Below are 24,424 nucleotides of genomic sequence, written 5' to 3'. Positions count from 1 at the left end.
ATGAAATAAGGTTGTTATTGACGGATCGGCAATGAAATGGAATTTCAGCACGCTTTTTGAACGCTGATAATGGCTTTAACGGGCCAGAAAGGGGAGACGCACCGCCTGTTTTGCCAGTGCGTCATAAGAGAAAGGCATTAAAACAGGTCGATATCCGCGACAGACGGGAAGATCCAGTCGGGGCGGAAAGGCATAGCATCGATATCGGTAAGGGTAGAAACCCCTGAAAGCACCAGAATCGTTTCCAGACCGGCCTGAAAACCGGCCAGGATATCGGTGCGAAGATTATCGCCCACGATGACCGTTTCCTCTGAATGGGCCTGCATCTTGTTCAGCGCGGCACGCATAATATAGGGGCTGGGTTTCCCGACATAAAACGGCCTGCGACCGGAGATTTTCTCAATACCGGCACAAAGTGCGCCGCAGGCTGGCACGAAGCCCCGGGCATGGGTATCCGGGTTCGTTGCGATGAAACGCGCACCGTTTGCCACGAAGAAGGCCGCCTTATGCATCATATCCCAGTTAAATGAGCGGGTTTCACCGACAATCACGAAGTCCGGGTTGACATCAGTGATGGTAAAACCGGCTTTATACAGCTCGTGTACCAGCGCGCCCTCGCCAATCACATAGGCTTTTTTGCCTTCCTGCCGACGCAGAAAGTCAGCGGTAGCCATGGCGGAGGTGTAAAACACCGAATCCGGTATTTCAATGCCTGCCGAGGAAAACCGGTTCGCTAAATCGCGCGCCGTCTGTGAAGGATAATTAGTCAGCACCACCAATGGCATATCTTTCGCCAGAATGCGCTGCAAAAACTCCTGCGCGCCGGGTACCGCCGTATTGTCGTGCATCAGCACGCCATCAATGTCACAAATTACATTTTTAATCGTCATAAATGGGTTCCGATGCGCGCAGCCATGCGTCAGGCTGCGCTTAGTCTTCCAAAAGATGTTGCAGCAGAATGCCGTTTAACATCGCCCGTTTTGCCAGGGCAAATGCGCCGATGGCGGAGCGATGATCAAGTTGAGAACGCACCACAGGCAGATTTTTACGAAAGGCTGCCAGTGCCTGCGTATTAATGCAACTTTCAATGGCCGGCAGCAACACGCGTTCAGCTTCAGTAATTTCGCCGGCCAACACAATTTTTTGCGGATTAAACAGGTTAATGGCAATGGCAATGGCTTTACCCAGATAGCGGCCGACGTGCTCAATGACCTCACTTGCCAGCGCATCGCCCTGATTAGCCGCCTGACAGATTTGTGGCATCTGGCAGGCGTCCTGCGTCAGTACACTGGGATAACCTTTATTCAGCAACTCTCTGACGCGGTGTTCGATGGCGCCGTTAGCCGCGAGGGTTTCGAGGCAGCCAAAGTTACCGCAATGACAGCGCTCGCCCAGCGGATCGACCTGAATATGACCGATTTCACCGACGTTGCCATTACTGCCCAGAAAAATCTGTCCATTGGCAATAATCCCCGCACCGGTTCCCCGATGCAGCCGCACTAATATCGAGTCGGCGCAGTCACGCGTTGCCCCAAAATAGTGCTCAGCCAACGCCAGGCTGCGGATATCATGCCCAACAAAGCTGGTAACGTTAAAGCGGTTTTTCAGGTTTGCCACCAGGGGCCACTGATCCACATTAATGTGCGGCATATAGCGAATAACGCCATTAAGGGGATCGACCAGGCCTGGCAGGATCACTGAAATGGCGATCAGCTCACGAATTTTGGCTTCGCTCTGCTGAATAAAATGCGCGATGGCCTCGAACAGTGCCAGCTCCAGCGTTTCCTGCGTGGTTTGCGGCAGGGGATAATCCTGCTGAGCCAGTGATTTACCGCTCAGATCGAACAGCGTTAAGGTCGCATCGTTGCGGCCAAGGCGCACACCAATGGTATGGAAGTGACGGGTTTCAGTGACGATGGAAATGGCGCGGCGACCGCCGGTGGATGCCTGTTGTTCCACCTCTTTGATCAGGCCGCGCTCAATAAGCTGGCGAGTGATTTTCGTCACGCTGGCGGGAGCGAGTTGGCTGAGATCCGCAATCTGAATGCGTGAAATCGGTCCCTGTTGATCGATTAACCGATAGACGGCTGCGCTGTTCAGTTGCTTGACAAGATCGACATTTCCAATTTGTGTCTGGCCGCCAGTGGTCATTCAGTGCTTACTCGCTCAGGACGTTATCTCCATTGACTAACGTCTTTATAATTTTAAAGTCGTGTGTAAAGACGGTCAGGTTGGCGATTTTTCCTGCCTGAAGGGAGCCTGACTGCTTTTCTACGCCCATTGCCCGTGCCGGATAAAGCGAGGCCATACGCAGCGCTTCATCCAGTGGAATGCCGGCATGCTCAACGCTGTTTTGCACGGCTTCGATCATGGTCAATGCTGAACCGCTCAGCGTGCCATGCTCATCAACGCATAATCCATCACGATAATATATTGTTTTACCAGCAAAAATAAATTTATCGATTGCGGCACCTGCGGGGGCAGTGGCATCGGTCACCAGAACCAGCTTGTCACCCTTGATGCGCTTGGCATTACGAACGTTAGCGTAATGGACATGTAAACCGTCTGCAATAATGCCGCAGTATACATCAGGCGCATCAAACAGCGCACCGATAAGGCCGGGTTCACGTCCTGCAAAGGTCGGCATAGCATTATAAAGGTGCGTGGCAAAGCGAATACCGGCAGCAAAACCCGCCTTGGCTTCTTCAAAGGTAGCATTAGAATGGCCCGCTGAAACCACAATGCCGGCTTCGCTGAGTTGACGAATCACGGCGCTTCCGACAACTTCCGGTGCCAGCGTAACCTTACTAATCACGTCAGCATTGTCACACAGGAAATCCACCATTCGCGGATCTGGCTTACGGATGAGCGCAGGATTGTGCGTTCCCTTTTTGACCACATTCAGCCAGGGACCTTCCAGATGTAATCCCAGCAGATGGTGGGGATATTTCTGCAAAAAGGCGCGCATGGTTTCCACGGCGCGCACCATCAGTTCATCACTGCTGGTAATCAGCGTCGGCAGAAAACTGGTGCAGCCGGACTTAACGTTGGCCCGGTGCATGGTTTCCAGCGTTTCCACGCTAATGGCATCGATGTCGTCATTAAACTGCACGCCTCCGCAGCCGTTGAGCTGCAGATCAATAAAGCCGGGCGCGATAATTGCGCCTCCGACATCCTGTTGTTCAATGCCTGGCGGCAACGCTGCCAGGGGGCAAACGCGCTCAATTTTGCCGTCAGCGATGACGACGGCATGATTATCAAAAATGTCATCGCCGCTATAGATACGGCCGTTCACTAATGCGTACATCTTATTCTCCCGGCTTGCCTGCCGTTAATGCGTCTAACCGCAGGTGACGTAATGACTGTATTAAACGCCCTGCATATTTTCCGCTTCCATTTCACGGAAGTATTTCACCGTTTTGACTTTCAACTCCATGGTGGCGGGTTCATCACAGACCACCACGGATTTAGGATGAAGCTGGAGGCAGCTGATCGTCCACATGTGGTTGACATTACCTTCCACGGCTGCCTGCAGCGCCTGGGCTTTAACATGACCCGTGACCAGGATCATCACTTCTTCGGCATCCAGCAGCGTGCCAACGCCTACGGTAAGCGCGTACTTTGGCACCTGATCCACATCACCGTTGAAAAAGCGCGAATTTGCTACGCGCGTATCGTGAGTCAGGGTTTTGATTCGGGTCCGGGAAGACAGAGAGGAGGCCGGTTCATTGAACGCAATATGTCCATCATTGCCAACGCCACCCATAAACAGGTGAATTTTACCCAGTGTCCGAATTTTATCTTCATAACGGCGACATTCTGCGTCAATATCTGGCGCATTACCATTCAGCAGGTTGATATTTTCTGGTTGTATATCAACGTGGTCAAAGAAATTACGGTACATAAAACTGTGGTAGCTTTCCGGGTGTTCTTTAGGCAAGCCAACGTACTCATCCATATTGAAGGTCACGACGTGTCTAAAGCTAACCTGGCCCGATTTGTGCATGTCAATCAGGTGTTTATAGGCTTCAAGTGGGGTTCCGCCGGTTGGCAATCCCAGGATAAAAGGCTTGTCAGCGCTCGGATTAAACGCATTAATACGATTCACAATATGGCGCGCTGCCCATTTGCCGACCTGCGTGGGTGTGGATAAAGGAATCAGTCTCATGTTGCACCTCGAATGTGAGTTAATGATCTGACGCGCAGTAAACATGTGGGTGAAGCCTAAAATGCAGGCTCAAAGGCAGAGGAATCAGCGCGTCTTGATATTTCGCATCATAAAATAAGTCGGTCTTTAAAGCCAGTAAGAAGGTCCTTAAAAATCGATTTTTGGTGATAATTGTCACAGATAGCAGCTATTAATTTGTGAAGCGAATTAAATTATTATTACACTCTACAGCATTGAGTGTAATGCCGTCAGAGGCTTGCTGCTGACATAACAACATTAAGCGGCAGCAAAGCTATAAAGTCAGTTTAAAGGGGGATGGGTCAATGTTAAGTTACTTACAACGAGTGGGGCGGGCGCTAATGGTGCCGGTCGCCACTTTGCCTGCTGCAGCAATATTAATGGGGATCGGCTACTGGATAGATCCGGACAGTTGGGGGGCGGGTAATGCCTTTGCCGCACTGCTGATCAAGTCCGGTGGTGCGATTATCGAAAACATGTCGGTCCTGTTCGCGATTGGCGTGGCGTATGGCATGTCAAAAGACAAAGACGGCGCGGCCGCGCTCACTGGCTTTGTCGGCTTCCTGGTGGTCACCACGCTGTGTTCACCTGCTGCTGTGGCGATGATCCAGAAAATACCGGTGGCTCAGGTACCGCCTGCCTTCGGTAAAATCAGTAACCAGTTTGTCGGTATTCTGGTCGGGGTACTGTCGGCGGAAGTGTATAACCGCTTTAGCCATGTTGAACTGCCGAAAGCGTTTTCGTTCTTCAGTGGTCGTCGCCTGGTGCCCATCCTTGTGTCTTTCCTGATGATCTTGGTGGCGTTCATCCTGATGTACATCTGGCCATTAATTTTTAATGGTCTGGTCAATTTTGGTGAGCACATTCAGAAGCTGGGATCGGTGGGCGCGGGGGTTTACGCCTTCTTTAACCGCCTGCTAATTCCGGTTGGCTTACACCATGCGTTGAACTCCGTCTTCTGGTTTGACGTGGCAGGGATTAACGATATTCCTAAGTTCCTCGGTGGCGCTCAGTCGCTGGCGAATGGTACGGCAATACCTGGGATCACCGGTCGTTATCAGGCAGGTTTCTTCCCAATTATGATGTTCGGTTTGCCTGGTGCCGCGCTGGCGATTTACCACTGCGCGCGTCCAGAAAATCGGGTGAAAGTCGGGAGTATTATGCTGGCTGCGGCCTTCGCCGCGTTCTTTACCGGTATTACCGAGCCGCTGGAATTCTCCTTTATGTTCGTTGCACCCGTGCTGTATGTGATTCATGCCGTGCTGACAGGCATTTCCGTGTTTATTGCGGCCAGCATGCATTGGATTGCGGGCTTTGGCTTCAGCGCGGGGCTGGTGGATTTGGTGCTGTCTACCCGGAACCCACTGGCAACCCACTGGTACATGCTGATTCCGCAAGGTCTGGTGTTCTTCGTCATCTATTACGTTGTGTTCCGTTTCACCATCAAAAAATTCAATCTGATGACGCCTGGCCGCGAGCTGGCGGTTGCCGGGGATGAAACCGATGGTTATGACGTGAATGTCGACACCACCGATAATGGCGAAAGTGCGACCGAATCGCTGGCGCGTCGTTATATCGGTGCGGTGGGCGGTTCAGAAAACTTAACCGCTATTGATGCCTGTATTACTCGTTTGCGCCTGAATGTGAAGGATGCCAGCCAGGTCAATGAAGGCGTGGCAAAACGCCTTGGCGCATCAGGTGTAATCCGCCTGAACAAGCAGAGTGTCCAGATTATCGTGGGTACGCAGGCGGAAAGCATTGCCATGGCGATGAAAAAAGTGCTGGTGAAAGGTCCGGTCGCGGCGGCAGCAGCCAGTAGCGCCAGCGCGCCAGCAGCGACCAGCGACGTGAAACCGCAGGCCGTACTGAACAGCGAAAAACGCGTTATCGCGACCTTAGTGGCGCCCGTGAGCGGTGAAGTCGTGTTGTTGGATGCCGTACCGGATGACGCCTTCGCCAGCAAAGCGGTCGGCGACGGTGTAGCGATCAAACCGAGCGATAAGCGCGTCGTTGCCCCGATTGCGGGCACGGTGGTGAAAATCTTCAACACCAACCACGCTTTTTGTCTGGAAAGCGAAAACGGCGTAGAAATCGTGGTGCACATGGGGCTGGATACCGTTGCGCTCGGCGGTCAGGGCTTTACCCGTTTAGTGGAAGAGGGCGCTCAGGTGACGGCAGGCCAGCCGGTACTGGAGATGGATCTTGACTACCTTAATGCGAATGCCCGCTCGATGATCAGTCCGGTGGTGGTCAGTAATATCGAAGACTTCTCGGGTTTGACGCTGTTGACCCAGGGCCAGGTCGTAGCAGGCGAAACGCCGCTGTATGAAATAAAAGGCTAATTCGCTGTATCCACAACAAAAGGCAGGAAGCGATTCCTGCCTTTTTTATTTTAAACGCCCAACAAACGGTTGTTTCTCTGCAACGCTTTGTGGATCATACCCGGATATTACGTGGTATAAACCACCCATTCTACGCGTTGAGGATTTTGAGATGAGTGAGGCTGAAGCCCGCCCAACTAACTTTATTCGTCAGATTATTGACGAGGATCTGGCAAGCGGGAAGCACAGCACTGTGCACACCCGTTTCCCGCCAGAGCCAAATGGTTATCTGCACATCGGTCATGCTAAATCAATCTGCCTGAATTTTGGAATTGCTCAAGATTATCAAGGTGAGTGCAATCTGCGTTTTGACGATACCAATCCGGTTAAAGAGGATATGGAATTTGTTGAATCCATCAAGCGCGACGTGCAGTGGTTGGGTTTTACATGGAGCGGCGACGTTCGTTATTCATCTGACTATTTTGATCAGCTTTACCACTATGCGGTGGAACTGATTGGCAAAGGCCTGGCCTACGTAGATGAACTGACCCCGGAAGAAATCCGTGAATACCGTGGCACCTTAACCGCACCGGGCAAAAACAGCCCTTACCGCGATCGCAGCGTGGAAGAAAACCTCGCCCTGTTTGAAAAGATGCGCAACGGTGAATTTGCAGAAGGCAAAGCCTGTCTGCGTGCAAAGATCGACATGGCCTCAAGTTTTATCGTCATGCGCGATCCGGTGCTGTACCGTATTAAGTTTGCCGAACATCATCAAACCGGCAACAAGTGGTGCATCTACCCGATGTACGACTTTACCCACTGTATTTCCGATGCGCTGGAAGGCATTACGCATTCGCTATGTACGCTGGAATTCCAGGATAACCGCCGCCTGTATGACTGGGTGCTCGATAACATCACGATTCCGGTTCATCCGCGTCAGTACGAATTTTCGCGTCTGAATCTGGAATATGCCGTGATGTCAAAACGCAAACTCACGCAACTGGTCAGTGAAAAGCATGTGGAAGGCTGGGACGATCCGCGTATGTTAACGGTATCCGGCCTGCGTCGCCGTGGTTATACCGCGGCTTCGATTCGTGAATTTTGTCGCCGTATTGGCATCACCAAGCAGGACAACATTGTTGAAATGGCCTCGCTGGAATCCTGTATCCGCGACGATCTCAATGAAAATGCACCACGTGCGATGGCGGTGTTGGAGCCGGTGAAGCTGGTGCTGGAAAACCTGCCTGCGGGTCATAACGAAGTGCTCAGCATGCCTAACCATCCGAACAAACCTGAAATGGGTACACGTGACGTGCCATTCAGCCGTGAGATTTGGATCGATCGGGCCGATTTCCGTGAAGAGGCGAACAAGCAATATAAACGCCTGGTTCTGGGTAAAGAGGTTCGCCTGCGTAATGCCTACGTGATCCGTGCTGAGCGCGTTGCAAAAGATGAAGAGGGCAATATTACCTGCATCTATTGCACCTGTGATGTGGATACGCTGAGTAAAGATCCGGCTGACGGCCGTAAAGTTAAAGGCGTTATCCATTGGGTTTCTGCTGAACATGCGCTGCCTGCAGAGTTTCGTCTCTACGATCGCCTGTTTAGCGTGCCCAATCCCGGTGCGGCAGACGATTTTCTGACCACAATCAATCCGGATTCGCTGGAAATCAAACAAGGTTTTGTTGAGCCCGGCCTGCGTGACGCGGCAGCCAGTGCACCTTACCAGTTCGAGCGTGAAGGCTATTTCTGTGCCGACAGCCTGTATTCCACGCCGGCGCAGTTAGTGTTTAACCGTACCGTCGGTTTACGCGATACCTGGACGAAAATCGGCGAATAACCGACGCGTCATTTTCATTACGGGATAATCAAAAGGGCGACTTATCGCCCTTTTTTGTTATGGATATTTTTTTTAACGCCGACATTTCTTCTGAGCACATCAACAGTCATTAATTTTATTTTTGTGGAACCGCTCTCAGTTTAATTTTTTTAATAAATTTCCAGATGTTAATTCTTTTTTTTCAGGTACGCTAACCCTCTGAAGTCTCAGTTTGCGGGTTTAAAAGGAAAAAATGACGGTTTTCGCACAGGAAGCTAAACACAGCGTTATCGTGTTGCATCAGCTCATTGAACATATTTTTAATCATCGTTATGCCAGTGGCGACAGCTTTCACCTGCTGCTCTCTCACTTTCATCCTGACTTTCGCATGGTCACGCCGCAGGGAAAGCAGCTTAATCTGAATGAAGTTGAAGATCTGTTTCGTCGATTGCAGGGGGCAAGGGAGGGGATGCGCATTGCGACCAGCGAACACGTGATTCTTTCTGAGCATGCCAACGAAGTGACGATTCAGTACCGTGAATTGCAAATGATGAACGGAGAAAACAAAAGCCGTATCTCGCTGGCGATTCTGGATTGCACCACCTCTGTTCCTCGCTGGCGCTATCTGCAGGAAACGCTGGTGGCCTGACATTCAGGCATAAAAAAGCCGATGCAAGCATCGGCTTTTTTACTTCAAAACGGAAAGAGGTTATTTGTCGTGCAGTGTTTCGTCTTCACGGCAGTCGCCCAGTGCACAGTGACCGTACAGGTACAGGCTGTGGTTGGTGAGCTTAATACCGTGACGCGTCGCGATCTCACGCTGACGCGTCTCAATGGATTCATCACTAAACTCAATCACTTTACCGCAATCCAGGCAGATCAAGTGATCGTGATGGTGCTGCTGTGTCAGCTCAAACACCGATTTACCGCCTTCAAAGTTATGGCGGGTTACGATGCCTGCATCATCGAACTGGTTAAGGACACGGTAAACCGTGGCCAGTCCGATCTCTTCGCCCATGTCGAGCAGGCGTTTATACAGATCTTCCGCGCTGACGTGATGGCATGCAGGTTCCTGAAGCACTTCCAGAATTTTAAGTCTGGGCAATGTGACTTTCAGGCCAGCCTTCTTTAATGCGGTATTGTTGTCAGTCATGCGGATATTGTCCTGTTACTTTAGTCACTCTTGTGGCACGTAGCCTGTATGTCGATCGACCGCCATTCTCATTTGCGTCTCATTATAGAACTGATGCGCTGAAATGAAAACCGATGCTCCTGCGGTGCGCCAGCGGCGATGTTCGCTGCACATGGCATGGAGAGCGGATGCTGGCATTTCGCGTTTTGTCATCTCAGTTCCAGGGAAATAAGCAGATGATCGATGCGGGTATTCTACAGATTAAATGGGGAAAGTTACAAAAATGTAGCTATTATTTTTATAGGAAAAGACATTCGCCCAGTGTGAACCTGCGTCCACACTGAGCTCAGCGCGATCAGGCTTCAATAATTTCTTTCAGCTGCAGCTCATCAAAAATCTGCTTCACCCATTTCTCAACGCGTTCGTTGGTCAGCTCTGGCTGACGATCTTCGTCAATGGCCAGGCCAAGGAAATGGTTATCGTCTGCCAGACCTTTTGAGGCTTCGAAATGGTAGCCCTCGGTCGGCCAGTGACCCACGATGATGGCACCGTTAGGTTCGATAATGTCACGAATGGTGCCCATGGCGTCACAGAAGTATTCTGCGTAGTCTTCCTGATCGCCACAGCCAAACAGCGCAACCAGCTTACCGTTGAAGTCGATCTCTTCCAGAGTAGGGAAGAAGTCATCCCAGTCGCACTGTGCTTCGCCATAGTACCAGGTGGGAATGCCCAGCAGCAGGATGTCAAAGGCTTCTAAGTCTTCTTTAGTGCTTTTCGCGATGTCGTGAACTTCTGCAACGTCTTTACCCAGTTGTTTCTGGATCATTTTTGCAATGTTTTCGGTGTTACCGGTATCGCTGCCAAAGAAGATGCCTACGATTGCCATGGGTAAAATAACCTCTTAAATCCTGATGATAGAATGAATGCCGAAGCCTATTCAGCAAATAATAGCAGACCGGGCAAACGGGCGGAACGTGTAAAGCCGCGACATTTGTTTCTGTGTGCGGTTTACGCGCATTAGTCCAGTTTGAGCTGTGCCAACAGCATTTGTTCAATTAATTCGCTGCGGCTGAGATTACGCTGTTCAGCCAGCATGTTCAGCGCTTCCACCGCGTCGCTGTTCATTTTGAGTTCGACACGGCGAAGCCCGCGCCCTTTGTCACGTTTCAGTTGATTGCGTTTGTTGATACGCAGTTGTTCATCGCGCGTGAGCGGACTGGTTTTGGGGCGACCAGGGCGACGCTCGTTAGCGAACAGATCGAGCGTGGTGCGGTCAGTGTGTTCTTTTGCCATGACTTAATACAACTGAATGGGCGCGAACGAGGCGTTTCCGCTGCGCAGATTAAATTATTGACTCTTCCCGCGGGTAAGTTGCCCCACGGCAAAAATTTAGCGCGCCATCATACTCCAGGCTAACCACGGACGCCAATCTTAAACTTTTACAGCCAGTTAAGCCGTTTTAAAGTGCAAAAAAGCGTCGAATACTGCGTAAAACCGCATCCGGTTTTTCAGCGTGCACCCAGTGCCCGGCACCGCCGATAACATGCGCATGGGCGGAGGGAAACTGCCGGAGTATCGCATCACGGTACTGGTTATCCAGATAGGGCGAATCGCCACCGCGAATAAACAGCGCAGGATGGGGCCAGGCCGGCACGTCTTGCCAGCCGGCGATCAACGCATAGTTGTCCCACAATACTGGCACATTAAAACGCCATTCGCCGTTGCTGAAGGATTTCAGGATGAACTGAATCACGCCGTCTTCATGGATGTGCGTACGCATGACCTCTGCGGCTTCACTGCGCAGGGTGACGCCCGCCGCCGTGACCGCACGGATAGCGGCAAAGATCTCATCGTGCCGACGTGTCTGGTAGTCAACCGGGGCGATATCGATCATCACCATCTGTTCTATGCGCTCCGGTGCCAGTGCGCTCATCGTCATGGCAATTTTACCGCCCATGGAGTGACCGATGACTGATACCTGAGCGATCCCCTGCGCATCCAGTGTGTCCAGCATATCCTGCGCCATGACAGTGTAGTTCATCTCGTCAGCGCGCGGCGATAACCCATGATTACGCACATCAACCTGAATCAAGGGGCGATCGTCTTTAAGCCCACGGGCCAGTATGCCAAGGTTATCGAGACTGCCAAACAGACCGTGAATAAGCAGGACAGGCGTGGAATCAGCAGGAGATTGTTCAGTTTGCAGACGGGCATTCAAAATCATAGCAAAGTTCTTAAGTGTGAGACCTGAGCTTAGGTTATCATGGTTTCACCTTTTCAGGCGCGCTGCTTCCAGCGGCATTAGGACATATTCTGACTTTTGCCCATAAACCGTTTGAATGCTATCAGCCTGTCTGAATTTAACTTTATAATCTTCATGTTAGAACCTGCCCCCTTTCTGAAATGCCTGCGAGCACGTCGGGATTTTCAGAAAATCGCTGGTTCTGTCGTGAGCAAAAAAACCGTACGGAATAAGATGAAAACGATCGAAGTTGACGAAGAGCTCTACCGTTATATTGCCAGCCACACGCAACATATTGGCGAAAGTGCATCCGATATTCTGCGCCGTATGCTGAAGTTCACGGCCGGTCAGTCAGCGACTGTGACTGACGCGCAGCCTGTTGGCGCATCGGCACCCTCAAAAGCGGCACAGTCGGCGGGTAATGAATCGCGTCCCCAGGATCGTGTGCGTGCGGTGCGTGAATTACTGCTTTCTGATGAATATGCTGAGCAGAAGCGGGCGGTTAATCGCTTTATGCTAATCTTGTCAACGCTCTATCGTCTGGATACGGCGGCGTTTGCCGAGGCGACAACGTCGCTGCAGGGCCGCACGCGCATCTATTTCGCGGGCGATGAACACACGCTGCTACAAGGCGGTACCCATACTAAGCCGAAGCACGTGCCCGGCACGCCGTACTGGGTCATCACCAATACCAATACCGGTCGTAAACGCAGCATGGTCGAACACATCATGCTGTCGATGCAGTTCCCTTCGGAACTGACAGAGAAAGTTTGCGGCACCATTTAAACTGAAGCGTCAGGGAGAAGCGCCAATGGCCAATCACCCCCGTGCCGGGCAGCCTGCCCAGCAGAGCGATTTGATTAACGTTGCACAATTAACTTCACAATATTATGTCCTGCAGCCCGATGTGGCGAACCCAGAACATGCGGTGAAATTTGGCACATCAGGCCATCGCGGTAGCGCAGGACGCCACAGCTTTAACGAAAAGCACATTCTGGCGATTGCCCAGGCGATTGCGGAAGAGCGTAGCAAGAACGGGATTACCGGTCCGTGCTATGTAGGCAAAGACACGCATGCGCTTTCTGAACCTGCGCTGCTGTCCGTGCTGGAAGTGCTGGCCGCAAACGGTGTGGACGTGATTGTTCAGCAGGACAATGGCTACACGCCAACGCCGGCGATTTCAAACGCCATCCTTGAGCACAACAAATCGGGTGGTCAGCTCGCGGATGGTATTGTGATTACGCCGTCGCACAATCCCCCCGAAGATGGTGGGATTAAATACAATCCGCCGAACGGTGGACCTGCCGATACCAACGTCACCAAAGTGGTCGAAGACCGCGCCAATCAGCTGTTGAAAGACGGCTTAAAAGACGTCAAACGCCTGCCACTGGACCAGGCCTGGGCCAGCGGTCGCGTGGTCGAGAAAGATTTGATCCAGCCTTACGTTGAAGGGCTTTCACAGATCATTGATTTTCCGGCGATTCAAAAAGCCGGCCTGAAAATTGGCGTCGATCCGCTTGGTGGTTCCGGTATTGCCTACTGGCAGCGTATTGCGGAGCACTACAAACTTGACCTGACGTTGGTGAATGACGCGGTTGACCAGACTTTCCGCTTCATGCATCTGGACAAAGATGGCGTGGTGCGCATGGACTGCTCGTCCGAATGTGCCATGGCGGGCCTGCTGGCGTACAAAGACAAGTTCGATCTGGCCTTTGGTAACGATCCGGATTACGACCGCCACGGTATCGTCACGCCTGCCGGGCTGATGAATCCGAACCATTATCTGGCGGTGGCGATCAACTATCTGTTCCAGCATCGTCCACAGTGGGGCAAAGACGTTGCCGTGGGTAAAACCCTGGTATCCAGTGCCATGATTGACCGCGTGGTTAACGACATCGGCCGCAAGCTGGTGGAAGTGCCGGTTGGCTTTAAGTGGTTTGTCGATGGCCTGTTTGACGGCAGTTTTGGCTTTGGTGGCGAAGAGAGCGCGGGCGCATCCTTCCTGCGCTTTGACGGTACGCCATGGTCAACTGACAAAGACGGCATCATCATGTGCCTGCTGGCAGCAGAAATTACGGCCGTTACCGGCAAGAACCCGCAGCAGCACTATGACGAACTGGCCGCACGCTTTGGTGCACCAAGCTATAACCGTCTGCAGGCATCCGCCAGTTCGGCGCAGAAAGCGGCGCTGTCTAAGCTGTCACCTGAAATGGTCAGTGCGGATACGTTAGCGGGCGATCCGATTACCGCGCGCCTGACGGCGGCGCCAGGTAATGGCGCGTCTATCGGCGGATTGAAAGTCATGACAGAAAACGGCTGGTTTGCTGCCCGTCCATCGGGCACCGAAGATGCGTACAAAATCTATTGTGAAAGTTTCCTGGGCGCAGAGCACCGTGCACAGATCGAAAAAGAAGCGGTAGAGATTGTCAGCGAAGTGCTGAAAAACGCCTGATAAGCCAGTTAAATGAAAAAAGCGCCGCTGGCGCTTTTTTTATGGCATAAAGCGGTAGCCGATGCCGGTTTCCGTTAACAGATGTACTGGCTGAGTAGGATTCGCCTCCAGTTTCTGTCGCAGGTGTCCCATATAGATGCGCAGGTAGTGGCTGTGCTCGACGGCGTTCGGCCCCCAGACCTGGCTTAACAGCTGACGCTGGGTCAACACTTTACCCGCGTTGTTCAGCAGGGTCGTCAGCAAGCGAAACTCTATAGGGGTGAGATGAACTTCCTCTCCGCCGCGCAGCACTCTGCGCGCCGCAATATCCACGGTGACATCGGCGAAGCTGACTTTAGGATCGGCATGTTGTCCGGCGTGGCGACGCAACGCAACGCGCACCCGTGCCAGCAGTTCACCAATGCCAAAGGGTTTGGTCAGGTAATCATCAGCGCCTGCGTCCAGCGCATCGATCTTATCCTGCTCGTCGATTCGGGCCGACAGAACAATCACGGGCAGCGCGCTCCACTGGCGTAGCTCGCCAATAAAGGTTTTGCCGTCGCCGTCAGGCAGCCCGAGATCGAGAATGACCAGATCGGGTTTTCGCGTCGCTGCCTCGATCAGCCCGCGCTGCAGCGTCTCGGCATCGAAAACCTTCAGGCCTTCACTTTCCAGCGCGATGCGCACGAAGCGGCGAATTTCTTTCTCATCTTCAATGATTAAAACCGTGGTCACACCAAGCCTGCCATTGCCTGAAAAGGGAAAACACACTGTACCAACTTTTCAGTCGTTCGTCCGTGTTGCCATAAACCTGCCTCAAAGATCATCGCTACAACCGTTATTTAACCAAAATGTAACTAATTTTCAAATTGCCGAAAGAAGAACAAAAAAAGCTCAAATATAGTGGTCAGATGAGTAGTAAAATTACACAATCAGGCGTAATATTAGACGCAGATCACATTTAACCCCGATTTCGCGCCAGGAGGAATCCATGTACCGGACCTATTCACGCCATAAAATCATTTTGCGCCGTACGCTGGTTATCCTGTTGGGCCTGCTGGCACTGCCGGTCATGCTGTTTCGCCAGGATCGCGCACGTTTTTACAGCTATCTGCATCGTATGTGGTGTAAAACCAGCGCAAAACCGGTCTGGCTGGCGCAGTCTGAAGCCGCAGCCGGTATTTTTTGGTAAGCAGGCTGCGCTAACCGCATCCATCTGCTCACCGACAGGCCTGTTCCCTTGCTCGACTCGAAGGGAACGGGCTTTTTTTTGGGCGTTATCGCACTCTGCTTCATGGTGAAGGCTGATTTCCGTTATTTTTTAAGCTACACTTAAACCTCTACAAGTTTTCGGAGGTTGTACAAGTATGAGCGAAAAAATTCCGGTTGGAATCAGCGCTTGCTTGCTGGGTGAGAGCGTCAGATTTGATGGCGGCCACAAACGCCTGGCTTTCGCCACTGAGCAACTTACCCCATTCGTGCGTTTTGAACCTGTCTGCCCTGAAATGGCGATCGGCCTTCCTACGCCCCGTCCAGCGCTTCGCCTCGTTAAAACCGGCGATGATGACGATCTTCACCTGTGCTTTAGCAAAGAAGGCGGGGAAGATATCACCGATAAAATGCGCAACTGGTCCGAAAACCGGGTTAAATCTCTCCATCATCTTTGCGGCTACATTCTGTGTGCAAAATCACCCAGCTGCGGGATGGAACGCGTACGCATTTATGAACCGGCCACGAACAATAATCGCAAAGCGGGGACCGGCATTTTTACCGAATTTCTGCAACGTGAAATGCCCTGGTTGCCGCTTGAAGAAGATGGACGCCTGAACGATCCGGCGCTACGCGAAAATTTTATTGGTCGCATCTGCGCGCTCCATGAGTTTTATCAGATGTGGAAAGCGGGCCTGACGCGCCACAGCCTGATTGCCTTTCACAGCCGCTACAAGCTGCTGCTGCTGGCCCATTCGCAAAAAAAATACCGTGAGCTGGGGCCCTTTGTCGCCTCAATGAACCAGTGGGAATCACTGGAGGCTTTTGCCTCTGAGTACCGCAACCGGCTGATGGATTTGATGTCTCAGCCCGCTTCTCGCACCAACCACACCAATGTTTTGATGCACGTTCAGGGATATTTTCGTAGTCAGTTAAGCTCGCCTCAGCGTAAAGAGCTGACGTCGCTGATTGACTGCTACCGCCAGGGAACGCAACCCCTGTTAGCGCCCATCACCATCCTCAAACACTACATGGCGGAATACCCACATCCGTGGCTGACGCAGCAGCGTTACTTCGATCCATATCCCGAAGCCCTGCGCCTGCGATATGGACAATGATTCAGGAGCATTATGACCACCCATTTAGTCTGGCTGCGAAACGATCTGCGCATTAACGATAATCTGGCACTACACGCGGCCTGCAATCAACCTGATGCCAACGTGATTGCGCTGTTTATCGCAACGCCGGGACAGTGGCAACAACATGAGATGGCGCCCCGACAGGCCGCTTTCATTCACCAGAATCTGTGCATACTTCAGTCTTCCCTGGCGGAGCGGGGCATTCCGCTGCATTTTCATCAGTGTGATGATTTTGCGGCCAGCATCGGGTTCCTGGTCGCATTCTGCAAAAAGCAGCAGGTTGATCGGCTGTTTTATAACTATCAGTACGAAGTTAACGAACGTGAGCGGGACGCCAGGGCTGAAAAACGGCTGCATGAAGTGGACGTGGTTTGTCAGGGCTTTGATGACAGCGTACTGCTGTCGCCGGGGAGTATTCAAACCGGTGATGGCGAGATGTACAAAGTGTTTACGCCGTTCAGCCGCGCCTTTCTCCGTCGGTTACAGCAGGGGCTACCTGAGTGCGTACCCGCCCCTAAAGCCCGCGCAGGTGCGCCGCTTAGCGGACAAGAAAGTATCCCGCCTTTCGATTATCCCCACGCCGATATTGACGCGTCGCTGTTTCCGCCCGGTGAACAGGCGGCGATTAAGCGATTGCGTGAGTTCGCCAAAAAAGCGGTTCTCGATTATTCAACGCAGCGCGATCTGCCTGCGCTGGACAGTACCAGTCGTCTGTCGGGCTATCTCGCTGTCGGCGTGCTCTCGCCACGGCAATGCCTGCATCGCATCCTCCATGAACAGCCGAAAGCACTGGATAACAGCCCGGCAACCGTATGGATCAATGAACTGATATGGCGTGAGTTCTATCGCCATCTCATCGTGGCGCACCCGCGTTTGTGTAAACATCAGCCCTTTGTCCACTGGACGCGCAATGTGGAGTGGCAACGCAACAGTGCGCATTTCGAGGCCTGGAAAGCGGGTAAAACCGGCTATCCCATCGTGGATGCGGCCATGCGCCAGATGCATATGCTTGGCTGGATGCATAACCGACTGCGTATGATTACGGCCAGTTTTCTGGTTAAAGATCTGCTTATCGACTGGCGGGAAGGCGAGCGTTACTTTATGCAGCAACTGATAGACGGTGATTTGGCTGCCAACAATGGCGGCTGGCAGTGGGCGTCCTCAACCGGAACGGATGCTGCACCCTATTTCCGCATTTTCAACCCGACCACCCAGGGCGAGCGCTTTGATAAAGTGGGTGAGTTTATCCGCCGCTATCTACCTGAGCTGAGCGCGGTCCCTGATAGTGATATTCATCAGCCGCATCAGTGGGCGCAGAAAAATAACAAGACACTCGATTATCCAGCGCCAATCGTGGAACATAAAGACGCACGTAAAAAGACACTCGACGCCTTTGAGCGCGCGAAGAACGCGGCCTGAGGCGGCAAGGAGCAGAAATGAATCATCATGAGTTAGAAAACATCGTCAACCAGCAGCTGGACACCCACAGCTTCAGCGATTACGCGCCAAACGGCCTTCAGGTTGAAGGGCGCGCCGAGGTAAAAACGGTGATTACCGGCGTCACCGCCTGCCAGGCGTTACTGGATGAAGCCGTGGCCCGTCATGCCGATGCGGTGCTGGTGCATCACGGTTATTTCTGGAAAAACGAGCCTGCGGTCATTAAAGGGATGAAGCGCCAACGGCTGCGTACCCTGTTGACTAACGATATTAATCTCTATGGCTGGCACTTACCTCTGGATGCGCACCCTCAACTGGGTAATAACGCGCAGCTGGCTAAACTGCTGAGCATCAAGGTGATGGGTGAGATCATGCCGCTGGTGCCCTGGGGCGAATTTACCCAGCCAGTGACAGGTCAGCAACTGGCCCAGCGCATTACCGAGGTGCTGGGGCGTGAGCCGTTGCACTGCGGCGATAATGCGCCTGCTGAAATCCGCCGTGTGGCCTGGTGCAGTGGTGGCGGTCAAGGGTTTATCGACAGTGCGGCTGCCTTTGGGGTGGATGCTTTCATAACGGGTGAAGTGTCTGAGCAAACCATTCACAGCGCACGCGAGCAGGGCCTGCACTTTTTCGCCGCCGGTCATCATGCGACCGAACGGTGCGGCATCCAGGCGCTGGGTGAGTGGCTGGCGACAGAACATGGCCTTGATGTGACCTTTATTGATATCCCTAATCCTGCCTGATCCTGTGGGTTCTGTATAACGCGACAGAACCCAAATCTGTTGACACATCTCTGTCACTTTCGCATAACTACCTTCTTCAGGCCACAACACCAGGGCCTGCTTTTGGACGCCAGCATGATGCCTGAGCGCAATCATTCAGTTTACCGGGAGGTGCGTGTTGCAAAAAACACGATGCTATATGTTGGGCGAACGTGCGGTGGTGCTGGAACTGGCACCGCCGGTTTCACTGGAAAGCCAGCAGCGAATATGGCACCTGAGTCACCGCATGCAGTCACATGATGCGATACGGGACGTGATTCCCGGAATGAACAATCTCACCTTGCTGCTGCACGATGCGCCCGCTGATGCGCAGCAGGCGATCGAACAGCTCAACCACTGGTGGCAGGAAAGTGAGGCACAGGTCATCGAGTCCCGTGTAATGCAGATACCGGTTATCTACGGCGGTGAGGTGGGGCCAGACCTGACGCTGGTGGCGGAAAACGCCGGCATGTCAGTAACACAGGTGGTGGAGTTGCACAGCAGTCGCGATTACGACGTTTTTTTTATTGGTTTCCAGCCAGGATTTCCCTATCTGGCCGGGCTTGATCCTCGTCTGCACATGCCGCGCCGTGCGGAACCCCGCGTTGTCGTCCCTGCCGGTTCGGTAGGGATTGGCGGGAGTCAAACGGGGGTTTATCCGTTAGCTTCGCCCGGCGGCTGGCAGCTCATTGGTCAAACCCAGCTGGCGCTCTTCACGCCACAGCAGCAGCCACCCACGTTGCTGCATCCGGGTGATAAAGTCCGTTTTGTTCCGCAAAAGGAAGGCATATGTTAACAATTCTTCGGGCGGGGCTGGCAACCAGTATTCAGGATTTCGGCCGCAATGACTGGCGGCAATACGGTATCGGCGTGAGTGGCGTTCTGGATCAGCCCGCCATGATCACGGCAAATTTACTGGTCGGTAATCCACCGGGCAGCGCTGTGCTGGAAATTGTCCTGGGTCAGTTCAAAGCAGAATTCAGACGTAATGGCTGGTTCGCCTTAACGGGGGCCGGCTGTCAGGCCGAACTGGATGGCAAGCCCGTCTGGACCGGTTGGCGGCTGCCGGTCAAAAAAGGTCAGGTGCTGGTGCTAAAGAAACCGGTCCACGGGATGCGCAGTTATCTGGCAATACAGGGCGGGTTCGATGTGCCGGACGTGCTGGGTTCATGCAGCACGGATTTGAAAGCCGGATTTGGCGGTTTTCAGGGGCGCACCTTGCAGGATGGCGATCGTCTTCCTTTAGGCCAGCCGGGGCAGCCTTTCACCCATAAAAAAGGCGTAAAGCAGTTGCTGTGGGGAAACCGCATTCGCGCGCTGCCGGGGCCGGAATATCACGAATTCAGTGAAGAGGCCCAGCAAAAGCTGTGGCGAGCGGCATGGACACTCAATCCACAAAGTAACCGCATGGGCTACCGCTTGCAGGGGCCTGCCTTGCAACGTGAAACCTCACGCGAGCTGTTATCCCATGGCCTGGTGCCGGGCGTCATTCAGGTGCCGGGTAGCGGGCAACCTATCGTATTGCTGGCCGATGCACAAACGACCGGCGGCTATCCGCGCATTGCCTGCATTATAGAGAGCGATCTCTACCATCTGGCGCAGATCCGTCTGGGGGAACCGATCCATTTTGTGCCCTGTACGCCACAGGAGGCGCGGGTAGCAAAACGGCAACAGCAGCACGCACTGGATCAAATAGCATGGGGACTGGCTAATGAAAATTGACTTAAACGCCGATCTGGGCGAGGGCGGCGACAGCGATCGTGCGCTGTTGCAACTGGTGAGCTCCGCCAATATCGCCTGTGGGTTTCACGCGGGCGATGCACAGACGATGCTGCAATCCGTGCGCTGGGCCAGCGCATTTGGTGTGGCGATTGGCGCACATCCCAGCTTTCCTGACCGTGAGAATTTTGGCCGCAGCGCCATGCAACTGCCGCCCGAAACTGTTTACGCCCAAATTATCTACCAGGTGGGCGCGCTGAAAAGCCTGGCGGAGAGCGAAGGGCAATCGCTGGTCCATGTAAAGCCCCATGGTATGTTGTACAACCAGGCTGCCGCCGATGCCGTGCTTGCGGACGCCATTGCCCGCGCCGTTAAGGCTATCGATGCCGGACTGATTGTCGTGGGGCTGGCGAACAGCGAATCCATTCGAGCGGCGGCCCACTACGGCCTGAAAACCCGCGAAGAAGTGTTTGCCGATCGCGGCTATCTCAGTAGCGGTGCCCTGGTGCCTCGGGGTCAACCTGGCGCGCTAATTGAAGAGGAAGCGCAGGCTATCGACCAGACCCTGGCGATGGTGCAGCAGGGGCGGGTAAAAAGCCTGAGTGGTGAGTGGGTTGCGGTCAATGCTCAAACCGTCTGTGTGCACGGTGATGGGGAACATGCACTGCAGTTTGCGCAACGATTACGTGCCAGCTTCGCCAATAACAATATTGCTGTAACCAGTCAATAAAGCGGCACAGCCGGGCTGATAAGCTCAGGCTTTTTTTCATATCTTACGAGGGGAAAATATGGATAGCGTAGTGAATCTCTGGCCACTCCTGGGCATTGCTGCCATCGTAGTCGGCTTCGTTTTGCGCTTTAATCCGGTGCTGGTGGTGATCGTCGCGGGCTTTGTCACCGGACTTGCCGCCATGATGCCGCTGGGCGATATTCTGCAAAAACTGGGTGAAGGTTTTCTGAATACCCGCAATCTGCCGCTTATCCTGCTGTTGCCGCTGGCGGTGATCGGCTTACTGGAACGCCATGGTTTGAAACAGCGTGCCCAGACGTGGATTGCTCAGATTAAAACCGCGACGGCGGGGCGACTGCTTATCGTCTATCTGTTTGTGCGCGAAATAACCGCGGCGCTGGGGCTGACCAGCCTCGGTGGGCATCCGCAAATGGTGCGGCCATTGCTGGCCCCGATGGCCGAAGGTGCCAGCGAAAGCCGGTACGGCGCGCTGTCTCCTGAGATACGCCAGCGCCTGCGTGCCTTGTCTGCCGCAACGGATAACGTCGGTTTATTCTTTGGCGAGGATATCTTTGTCGCTTTCGGTGCCATCATCTTCATGCACAATTTTATGCAGGAATCCGCCGGTATTCAGACCGAGCCGCTGCATATCGCCTTATGGGGCATTCCGACGGCTGTCGCTGCCTTTTTGATTCACTCCGCGCGTCTGTTAAGGCTGGATCGTCAACTGGCACGTGAACTGAGCGCTATTAACAGTCAGACCAGCAAAGCCAAAGGAGCTCGCTAATGTTCCAGCAACAGTATTTGATGTGGCTGGCCGGCGTTATCTTGCTGGTGGTGGCCTTGTTGTCCTGGCGCGACAGCGCGAACCCGCGCCGTTTTACTACCGGACTGTTTTGGGGACTGTACGGCCTGATTTTTCTGGTGGGTGACTGGACCACGCGCTGGATGTCACAGCTCATGGGGTCAACAGAGAGCGGTACGCGCACCCTGCATATTACCGTCGGCGTTGCGGTCGTGCTGATGGGGTTGATTGCCGGATGTGGGGGCGTAAAGCTCGGGCGCTATCACCAGCGCAGCGAAGAGGAAAAGCAGGCCAGCGCACAACGCCTCAAAAATAAACTCTTTCTGCCCGCCTTAGCGATTCCTGTCGTAACGGTTATTGGTGTCCTGGCCTTTAATAATATTCCCGGTTTACAGAGCGGGTTATTTGGGCCAGGCAACCACTCTACCCTGGTCACGCTGTTTTCCATGACGGTGGGCTGCCTGCTGGGTTGGCTGATTGCCATGAAACTGACCCATGAAAAGCCGGTGCAGTCGATGCAGGAAACCCGACGCCTGCTGGATTGTGTGGGCTGGGCCTTTCTTTTACCGCAAATCCTGGCCACGCTGGGGCTGTTATTTACTGCTGCAGGTGTGGGCGGTGCCATTTCCCATATTACCGAACAGTATCTGGCGGTGGACAACCGCTTCATTGCGGTAACCGTTTACGCGGTCGGTATGGCGCTGCTGACAATGATCATGGGGAACGCCTTTGCTGCCTTCCCGATTATTACGGCGGGCATCGGTATTCCCATTCTGGTGCTGCAGCATGGTGGTAATCCGGCGGTGATGGCGGCAATCGGTATGTTTTCAGGCTACTGCGGTACGCTAATGACCCCGATGGCGGCCAACTTTAATATCGTGCCTGCGGCGCTGCTGGAGTTGCCAGATCGTAATGCGGTTATCAAAGCTCAGGTCCCGACCGGTGTGCTACTGTTAATCGTTAACGTTTTTTTACTCTATTTCCTGATGTTTCTGTGAGGCAGCATGAAAACGGTATTAATGACGGCGTTTGAACCCTTTGGTGGCGAATCCATTAATCCATCATGGCAGGCGGTGAGTGCGCTGGAAGGCCAGCAGATTGCCGGTGCGCGTATTATCACGCGCCAGTTACCGGTCGTGTTCAGCGAGGTGCTGGACGTGTTGTATCAGGCGCTGGATGAGATTAAGCCGGATGCCATTATTTCCGTCGGACAGGCCGGTGGGCGCAGCGATATTACCGTCGAGCGCATTGGCATTAATGTTGATGACGCGCGCATCCCCGATAACGCGGGTCATCAACCCGTGGATGAGCCGATTGTGCAGGATGGACCGGCTGCCTATTTCTCACGCCTGCCGATCAAAGCCATCGTGGCTGCTGTGCGCAAAGCCGGAATTCCGGCCTCGGTGTCGCAAACCGCCGGCACCTTCACCTGTAACCGGGTGATGTACGGTTTGCTGCACTGGCTGCACCAACACGGCAGTGCGGCACGGGCGGGATTTATCCATATTCCTTACCTGCCTGAGCAGGCAGCGCATCATCCAGGCCAACCCAGCATGGCCGCCGCAACCGTGATCGAGGCGCTGAAAATTGCTGTACACACCACGCTGGAAACCACCCAGGATCTCAAGGAAGCGGGTGGCGCAACCCATTAAGAGGACGAGTGATGCCAGAAGGACCGGAGATCCGCCGCGTGGCGGATCAGCTTGAAGTTGCCATTGTCGGTCAGCCTTTAACCGACGTCTGGTTTGCTTTTCCTGCGTTAAAAACCTACGAGCCAGCATTAGTGGGGGAGAAGGTGGCGTCAATTGAGACGCGCGGCAAAGCGCTGCTGACACACTTCAGCAACGGTCTGACGCTCTATTCTCACAACCAGCTTTACGGCGTCTGGCGCATTGTGCCGCCCGACGTGCAGCCAGAGACCCGGCGACAGTTACGCGTGCGTCTGGCGACAGCAGACCAGGCGATATTGTTGTACAGCGCCTCAGATATTGCGTTGCTGAATGCGGAAACGCTGGCCAGCCATCCGTTTCTCAATCGCATTGGGCCAGATGTGTTAAGCCATGCGCTGACGGTGGAGAACGTCACGCAGCGGCTGCTTTCAGCGCGGTTTCGTCGTCGCCAGTTCAGCGGCTTATTACTGGATCAGGCGTTTCTGGCTGGATTGGGTAACTATCTGCGTGCGGAAATCCTCTGGCTGGCACAGCTGCTGCCGCACCACAACGCGCAGTCACTGACCGGGTCACAGCTTGCTGCCTTCAGTGATGCGTTGCTCTCTGTGCCGCGTCATGCCTATCGTATGCGCGGGACAATGAAAAAGTATCACAGCGAAGCGGCCTTTCGCTTTGAGGTGTTCCACCGTCAGGGTAAGCGGTGTCGGCGCTGCGGTGAGACGATTGAAAAGGGAGTGTTATCCTCCCGACCGTTTTACTGGTGCCCGGGCTGTCAGATGTAAACGCCAGACGGCTCTGACCGACAGCGTGGCAGCAAAACGAT

General features: G+C 53.5%; 25 protein-coding genes. 16 read left to right on the top strand and 9 right to left on the bottom strand.

Features of this window, described 5'->3' with window-relative positions; all coding sequences use genetic code 11:
• Nucleotides 1–137 precede the first annotated feature (137 nt).
• From QNH99_RS15835 to nagB, 4 genes are read right to left on the bottom strand one after another with little or no spacing between them, the layout of a single operon-like run.
• The gene (locus QNH99_RS15835) at nt 138–890 is read right to left on the bottom strand and encodes an HAD-IIA family hydrolase (RefSeq protein ID WP_063878762.1); all 753 of its coding nucleotides are present in this window, start codon (nt 888–890) and stop codon (nt 138–140) included.
• 40 nt (nt 891–930) lie between these two features.
• Complete coding sequence (locus QNH99_RS15830) at nt 931–2,151, bottom strand: DNA-binding transcriptional regulator NagC (protein WP_063878763.1); 1,221 nt, start codon at nt 2,149–2,151, stop codon at nt 931–933.
• A 7-nt stretch (nt 2,152–2,158) separates the two neighbouring features.
• Nucleotides 2,159–3,307 carry an N-acetylglucosamine-6-phosphate deacetylase gene (nagA, locus tag QNH99_RS15825; RefSeq protein ID WP_410516908.1) on the bottom strand — a complete coding sequence of 383 codons (1,149 nt, stop codon included), beginning with the start codon at nt 3,305–3,307 and terminating at the stop codon, nt 2,159–2,161.
• 60 nt (nt 3,308–3,367) lie between these two features.
• Nucleotides 3,368–4,168 carry a glucosamine-6-phosphate deaminase gene (gene nagB, locus QNH99_RS15820; RefSeq protein WP_218995049.1) on the bottom strand — a complete coding sequence of 267 codons (801 nt, stop codon included), beginning with the start codon at nt 4,166–4,168 and terminating at the stop codon, nt 3,368–3,370.
• Nucleotides 4,169–4,491: 323 nt separating this feature from the next.
• On the opposite strand from nagB, the gene nagE reads away from it, so the two are divergent.
• From nagE to QNH99_RS15805, 3 genes are all read left to right on the top strand, one after another.
• Nucleotides 4,492–6,528 carry an N-acetylglucosamine-specific PTS transporter subunit IIBC gene (gene nagE, locus QNH99_RS15815; RefSeq protein WP_410516907.1) on the top strand — a complete coding sequence of 679 codons (2,037 nt, stop codon included), beginning with the start codon at nt 4,492–4,494 and terminating at the stop codon, nt 6,526–6,528.
• Between the two features lie 151 nt (nt 6,529–6,679).
• Complete coding sequence (gene glnS / locus QNH99_RS15810; protein ID WP_218995053.1) at nt 6,680–8,347, top strand: glutamine--tRNA ligase; 1,668 nt, start codon at nt 6,680–6,682, stop codon at nt 8,345–8,347.
• Between the two features lie 232 nt (nt 8,348–8,579).
• Complete coding sequence (locus QNH99_RS15805; protein ID WP_410516906.1) at nt 8,580–8,975, top strand: hypothetical protein; 396 nt, start codon at nt 8,580–8,582, stop codon at nt 8,973–8,975.
• Nucleotides 8,976–9,035: 60 nt separating this feature from the next.
• Here the strand turns inward: QNH99_RS15805 and fur are convergent, their stop codons facing one another.
• From fur to ybfF, 4 genes are all read right to left on the bottom strand, one after another.
• Entirely contained in the window at nt 9,036–9,479 is a 444-nt protein-coding gene (fur, locus tag QNH99_RS15800; RefSeq protein ID WP_063878769.1) for a ferric iron uptake transcriptional regulator, read from the bottom strand.
• A 334-nt stretch (nt 9,480–9,813) separates the two neighbouring features.
• Entirely contained in the window at nt 9,814–10,344 is a 531-nt protein-coding gene (gene fldA, locus QNH99_RS15795; protein WP_063878770.1) for a flavodoxin FldA, read from the bottom strand.
• A gap of 131 nt (nt 10,345–10,475) precedes the next feature.
• Entirely contained in the window at nt 10,476–10,751 is a 276-nt protein-coding gene (gene ybfE, locus QNH99_RS15790) for a LexA regulated protein (RefSeq protein WP_063878771.1), read from the bottom strand.
• A gap of 166 nt (nt 10,752–10,917) precedes the next feature.
• Nucleotides 10,918–11,682 (bottom strand): esterase, encoded by a 765-nt coding sequence (gene ybfF, locus QNH99_RS15785; protein ID WP_096012119.1) that lies wholly within the window; start codon nt 11,680–11,682, stop codon nt 10,918–10,920.
• A 252-nt stretch (nt 11,683–11,934) separates the two neighbouring features.
• Between ybfF and seqA the strand changes: the two genes are divergently transcribed.
• Nucleotides 11,935–12,486, top strand: coding sequence for a replication initiation negative regulator SeqA (gene seqA, locus QNH99_RS15780; RefSeq protein ID WP_218995057.1), 552 nt, complete (start codon nt 11,935–11,937; stop codon nt 12,484–12,486).
• A gap of 25 nt (nt 12,487–12,511) precedes the next feature.
• Complete coding sequence (pgm, locus tag QNH99_RS15775; protein ID WP_063878773.1) at nt 12,512–14,152, top strand: phosphoglucomutase (alpha-D-glucose-1,6-bisphosphate-dependent); 1,641 nt, start codon at nt 12,512–12,514, stop codon at nt 14,150–14,152.
• A gap of 39 nt (nt 14,153–14,191) precedes the next feature.
• On the opposite strand, the gene kdpE is transcribed toward pgm, so the two are convergent.
• Entirely contained in the window at nt 14,192–14,866 is a 675-nt protein-coding gene (gene kdpE / locus QNH99_RS15770; RefSeq protein ID WP_063878774.1) for a two-component system response regulator KdpE, read from the bottom strand.
• Nucleotides 14,867–15,122: 256 nt separating this feature from the next.
• Between kdpE and QNH99_RS15765 the strand changes: the two genes are divergently transcribed.
• From QNH99_RS15765 to nei, 11 genes are all read left to right on the top strand, one after another.
• On the top strand, nt 15,123–15,323 hold the full coding sequence (locus QNH99_RS15765) for a DUF2517 family protein (protein ID WP_063878775.1): 201 nt from the start codon (nt 15,123–15,125) through the stop codon (nt 15,321–15,323).
• Between the two features lie 175 nt (nt 15,324–15,498).
• Nucleotides 15,499–16,458 carry a YbgA family protein gene (locus QNH99_RS15760; protein ID WP_063878776.1) on the top strand — a complete coding sequence of 320 codons (960 nt, stop codon included), beginning with the start codon at nt 15,499–15,501 and terminating at the stop codon, nt 16,456–16,458.
• Between the two features lie 12 nt (nt 16,459–16,470).
• Nucleotides 16,471–17,898: a deoxyribodipyrimidine photo-lyase gene (phrB, locus tag QNH99_RS15755; RefSeq protein WP_410516905.1), complete on the top strand. Its 1,428-nt coding sequence runs from the start codon at nt 16,471–16,473 to the stop codon at nt 17,896–17,898.
• A gap of 17 nt (nt 17,899–17,915) precedes the next feature.
• The gene (locus tag QNH99_RS15750; protein ID WP_241567166.1) at nt 17,916–18,659 is read left to right on the top strand and encodes a type 2 GTP cyclohydrolase I; all 744 of its coding nucleotides are present in this window, start codon (nt 17,916–17,918) and stop codon (nt 18,657–18,659) included.
• A gap of 157 nt (nt 18,660–18,816) precedes the next feature.
• On the top strand, nt 18,817–19,473 hold the full coding sequence (pxpB, locus tag QNH99_RS15745; protein WP_241567164.1) for a 5-oxoprolinase subunit PxpB: 657 nt from the start codon (nt 18,817–18,819) through the stop codon (nt 19,471–19,473).
• Nucleotides 19,467–20,399, top strand: a complete 933-nt coding sequence (gene pxpC / locus QNH99_RS15740) for a 5-oxoprolinase subunit PxpC (RefSeq protein WP_256853143.1) — start codon at nt 19,467–19,469, stop codon at nt 20,397–20,399. Before pxpB ends, pxpC begins: the two co-directional genes overlap by 7 nt.
• Complete coding sequence (pxpA, locus tag QNH99_RS15735) at nt 20,389–21,126, top strand: 5-oxoprolinase subunit PxpA (RefSeq protein WP_145393806.1); 738 nt, start codon at nt 20,389–20,391, stop codon at nt 21,124–21,126. Before pxpC ends, pxpA begins: the two co-directional genes overlap by 11 nt.
• A gap of 58 nt (nt 21,127–21,184) precedes the next feature.
• On the top strand, nt 21,185–21,913 hold the full coding sequence (locus QNH99_RS15730; RefSeq protein WP_410516904.1) for a DUF969 domain-containing protein: 729 nt from the start codon (nt 21,185–21,187) through the stop codon (nt 21,911–21,913).
• Nucleotides 21,913–22,929 (top strand): DUF979 domain-containing protein, encoded by a 1,017-nt coding sequence (locus QNH99_RS15725; RefSeq protein ID WP_096012123.1) that lies wholly within the window; start codon nt 21,913–21,915, stop codon nt 22,927–22,929. The genes QNH99_RS15730 and QNH99_RS15725 overlap by 1 nt, the downstream gene beginning before the upstream one ends.
• Nucleotides 22,930–22,935: 6 nt before the next feature.
• Nucleotides 22,936–23,583 (top strand): pyroglutamyl-peptidase I, encoded by a 648-nt coding sequence (gene pcp / locus QNH99_RS15720; protein ID WP_410516903.1) that lies wholly within the window; start codon nt 22,936–22,938, stop codon nt 23,581–23,583.
• Between the two features lie 11 nt (nt 23,584–23,594).
• The gene (nei, locus tag QNH99_RS15715) at nt 23,595–24,383 is read left to right on the top strand and encodes an endonuclease VIII (protein WP_096012125.1); all 789 of its coding nucleotides are present in this window, start codon (nt 23,595–23,597) and stop codon (nt 24,381–24,383) included.
• The last annotated feature ends 41 nt before the right edge of the window (nt 24,384–24,424 follow it).

This window comes from Pantoea allii (assembly GCF_046529425.1).
Lineage (GTDB): Bacteria > Pseudomonadota > Gammaproteobacteria > Enterobacterales > Enterobacteriaceae > Pantoea > Pantoea allii.
The sequence above is the reverse complement of the archived record's forward strand: the minus strand, read 5'-3'. Positions and strand labels throughout refer to the sequence as shown.

Excerpts from the sequence above, each read along its gene's own strand:
- QNH99_RS15835 (WP_063878762.1), bottom strand. The coding sequence starts at position 890 with ATGACGATTAAAAATGTAATTTGTGACATTGATGGCGTGCTGATGCAC.
- QNH99_RS15830 (WP_063878763.1), bottom strand. The coding sequence starts at position 2,151 with ATGACCACTGGCGGCCAGACACAAATTGGAAATGTCGATCTTGTCAAG.
- nagA (WP_410516908.1), bottom strand. The coding sequence starts at position 3,307 with ATGTACGCATTAGTGAACGGCCGTATCTATAGCGGCGATGACATTTTT.
- nagB (WP_218995049.1), bottom strand. The coding sequence starts at position 4,168 with ATGAGACTGATTCCTTTATCCACACCCACGCAGGTCGGCAAATGGGCA.
- nagE (WP_410516907.1), top strand. The coding sequence starts at position 4,492 with ATGTTAAGTTACTTACAACGAGTGGGGCGGGCGCTAATGGTGCCGGTC.
- glnS (WP_218995053.1), top strand. The coding sequence starts at position 6,680 with ATGAGTGAGGCTGAAGCCCGCCCAACTAACTTTATTCGTCAGATTATT.
- QNH99_RS15805 (WP_410516906.1), top strand. The coding sequence starts at position 8,580 with ATGACGGTTTTCGCACAGGAAGCTAAACACAGCGTTATCGTGTTGCAT.
- fur (WP_063878769.1), bottom strand. The coding sequence starts at position 9,479 with ATGACTGACAACAATACCGCATTAAAGAAGGCTGGCCTGAAAGTCACA.
- fldA (WP_063878770.1), bottom strand. The coding sequence starts at position 10,344 with ATGGCAATCGTAGGCATCTTCTTTGGCAGCGATACCGGTAACACCGAA.
- ybfE (WP_063878771.1), bottom strand. The coding sequence starts at position 10,751 with ATGGCAAAAGAACACACTGACCGCACCACGCTCGATCTGTTCGCTAAC.
- ybfF (WP_096012119.1), bottom strand. The coding sequence starts at position 11,682 with ATGATTTTGAATGCCCGTCTGCAAACTGAACAATCTCCTGCTGATTCC.
- seqA (WP_218995057.1), top strand. The coding sequence starts at position 11,935 with ATGAAAACGATCGAAGTTGACGAAGAGCTCTACCGTTATATTGCCAGC.
- pgm (WP_063878773.1), top strand. The coding sequence starts at position 12,512 with ATGGCCAATCACCCCCGTGCCGGGCAGCCTGCCCAGCAGAGCGATTTG.
- QNH99_RS15765 (WP_063878775.1), top strand. The coding sequence starts at position 15,123 with ATGTACCGGACCTATTCACGCCATAAAATCATTTTGCGCCGTACGCTG.
- QNH99_RS15760 (WP_063878776.1), top strand. The coding sequence starts at position 15,499 with ATGAGCGAAAAAATTCCGGTTGGAATCAGCGCTTGCTTGCTGGGTGAG.
- phrB (WP_410516905.1), top strand. The coding sequence starts at position 16,471 with ATGACCACCCATTTAGTCTGGCTGCGAAACGATCTGCGCATTAACGAT.
- QNH99_RS15750 (WP_241567166.1), top strand. The coding sequence starts at position 17,916 with ATGAATCATCATGAGTTAGAAAACATCGTCAACCAGCAGCTGGACACC.
- pxpC (WP_256853143.1), top strand. The coding sequence starts at position 19,467 with ATGTTAACAATTCTTCGGGCGGGGCTGGCAACCAGTATTCAGGATTTC.
- pxpA (WP_145393806.1), top strand. The coding sequence starts at position 20,389 with ATGAAAATTGACTTAAACGCCGATCTGGGCGAGGGCGGCGACAGCGAT.
- QNH99_RS15730 (WP_410516904.1), top strand. The coding sequence starts at position 21,185 with ATGGATAGCGTAGTGAATCTCTGGCCACTCCTGGGCATTGCTGCCATC.
- QNH99_RS15725 (WP_096012123.1), top strand. The coding sequence starts at position 21,913 with ATGTTCCAGCAACAGTATTTGATGTGGCTGGCCGGCGTTATCTTGCTG.
- pcp (WP_410516903.1), top strand. The coding sequence starts at position 22,936 with ATGAAAACGGTATTAATGACGGCGTTTGAACCCTTTGGTGGCGAATCC.
- nei (WP_096012125.1), top strand. The coding sequence starts at position 23,595 with ATGCCAGAAGGACCGGAGATCCGCCGCGTGGCGGATCAGCTTGAAGTT.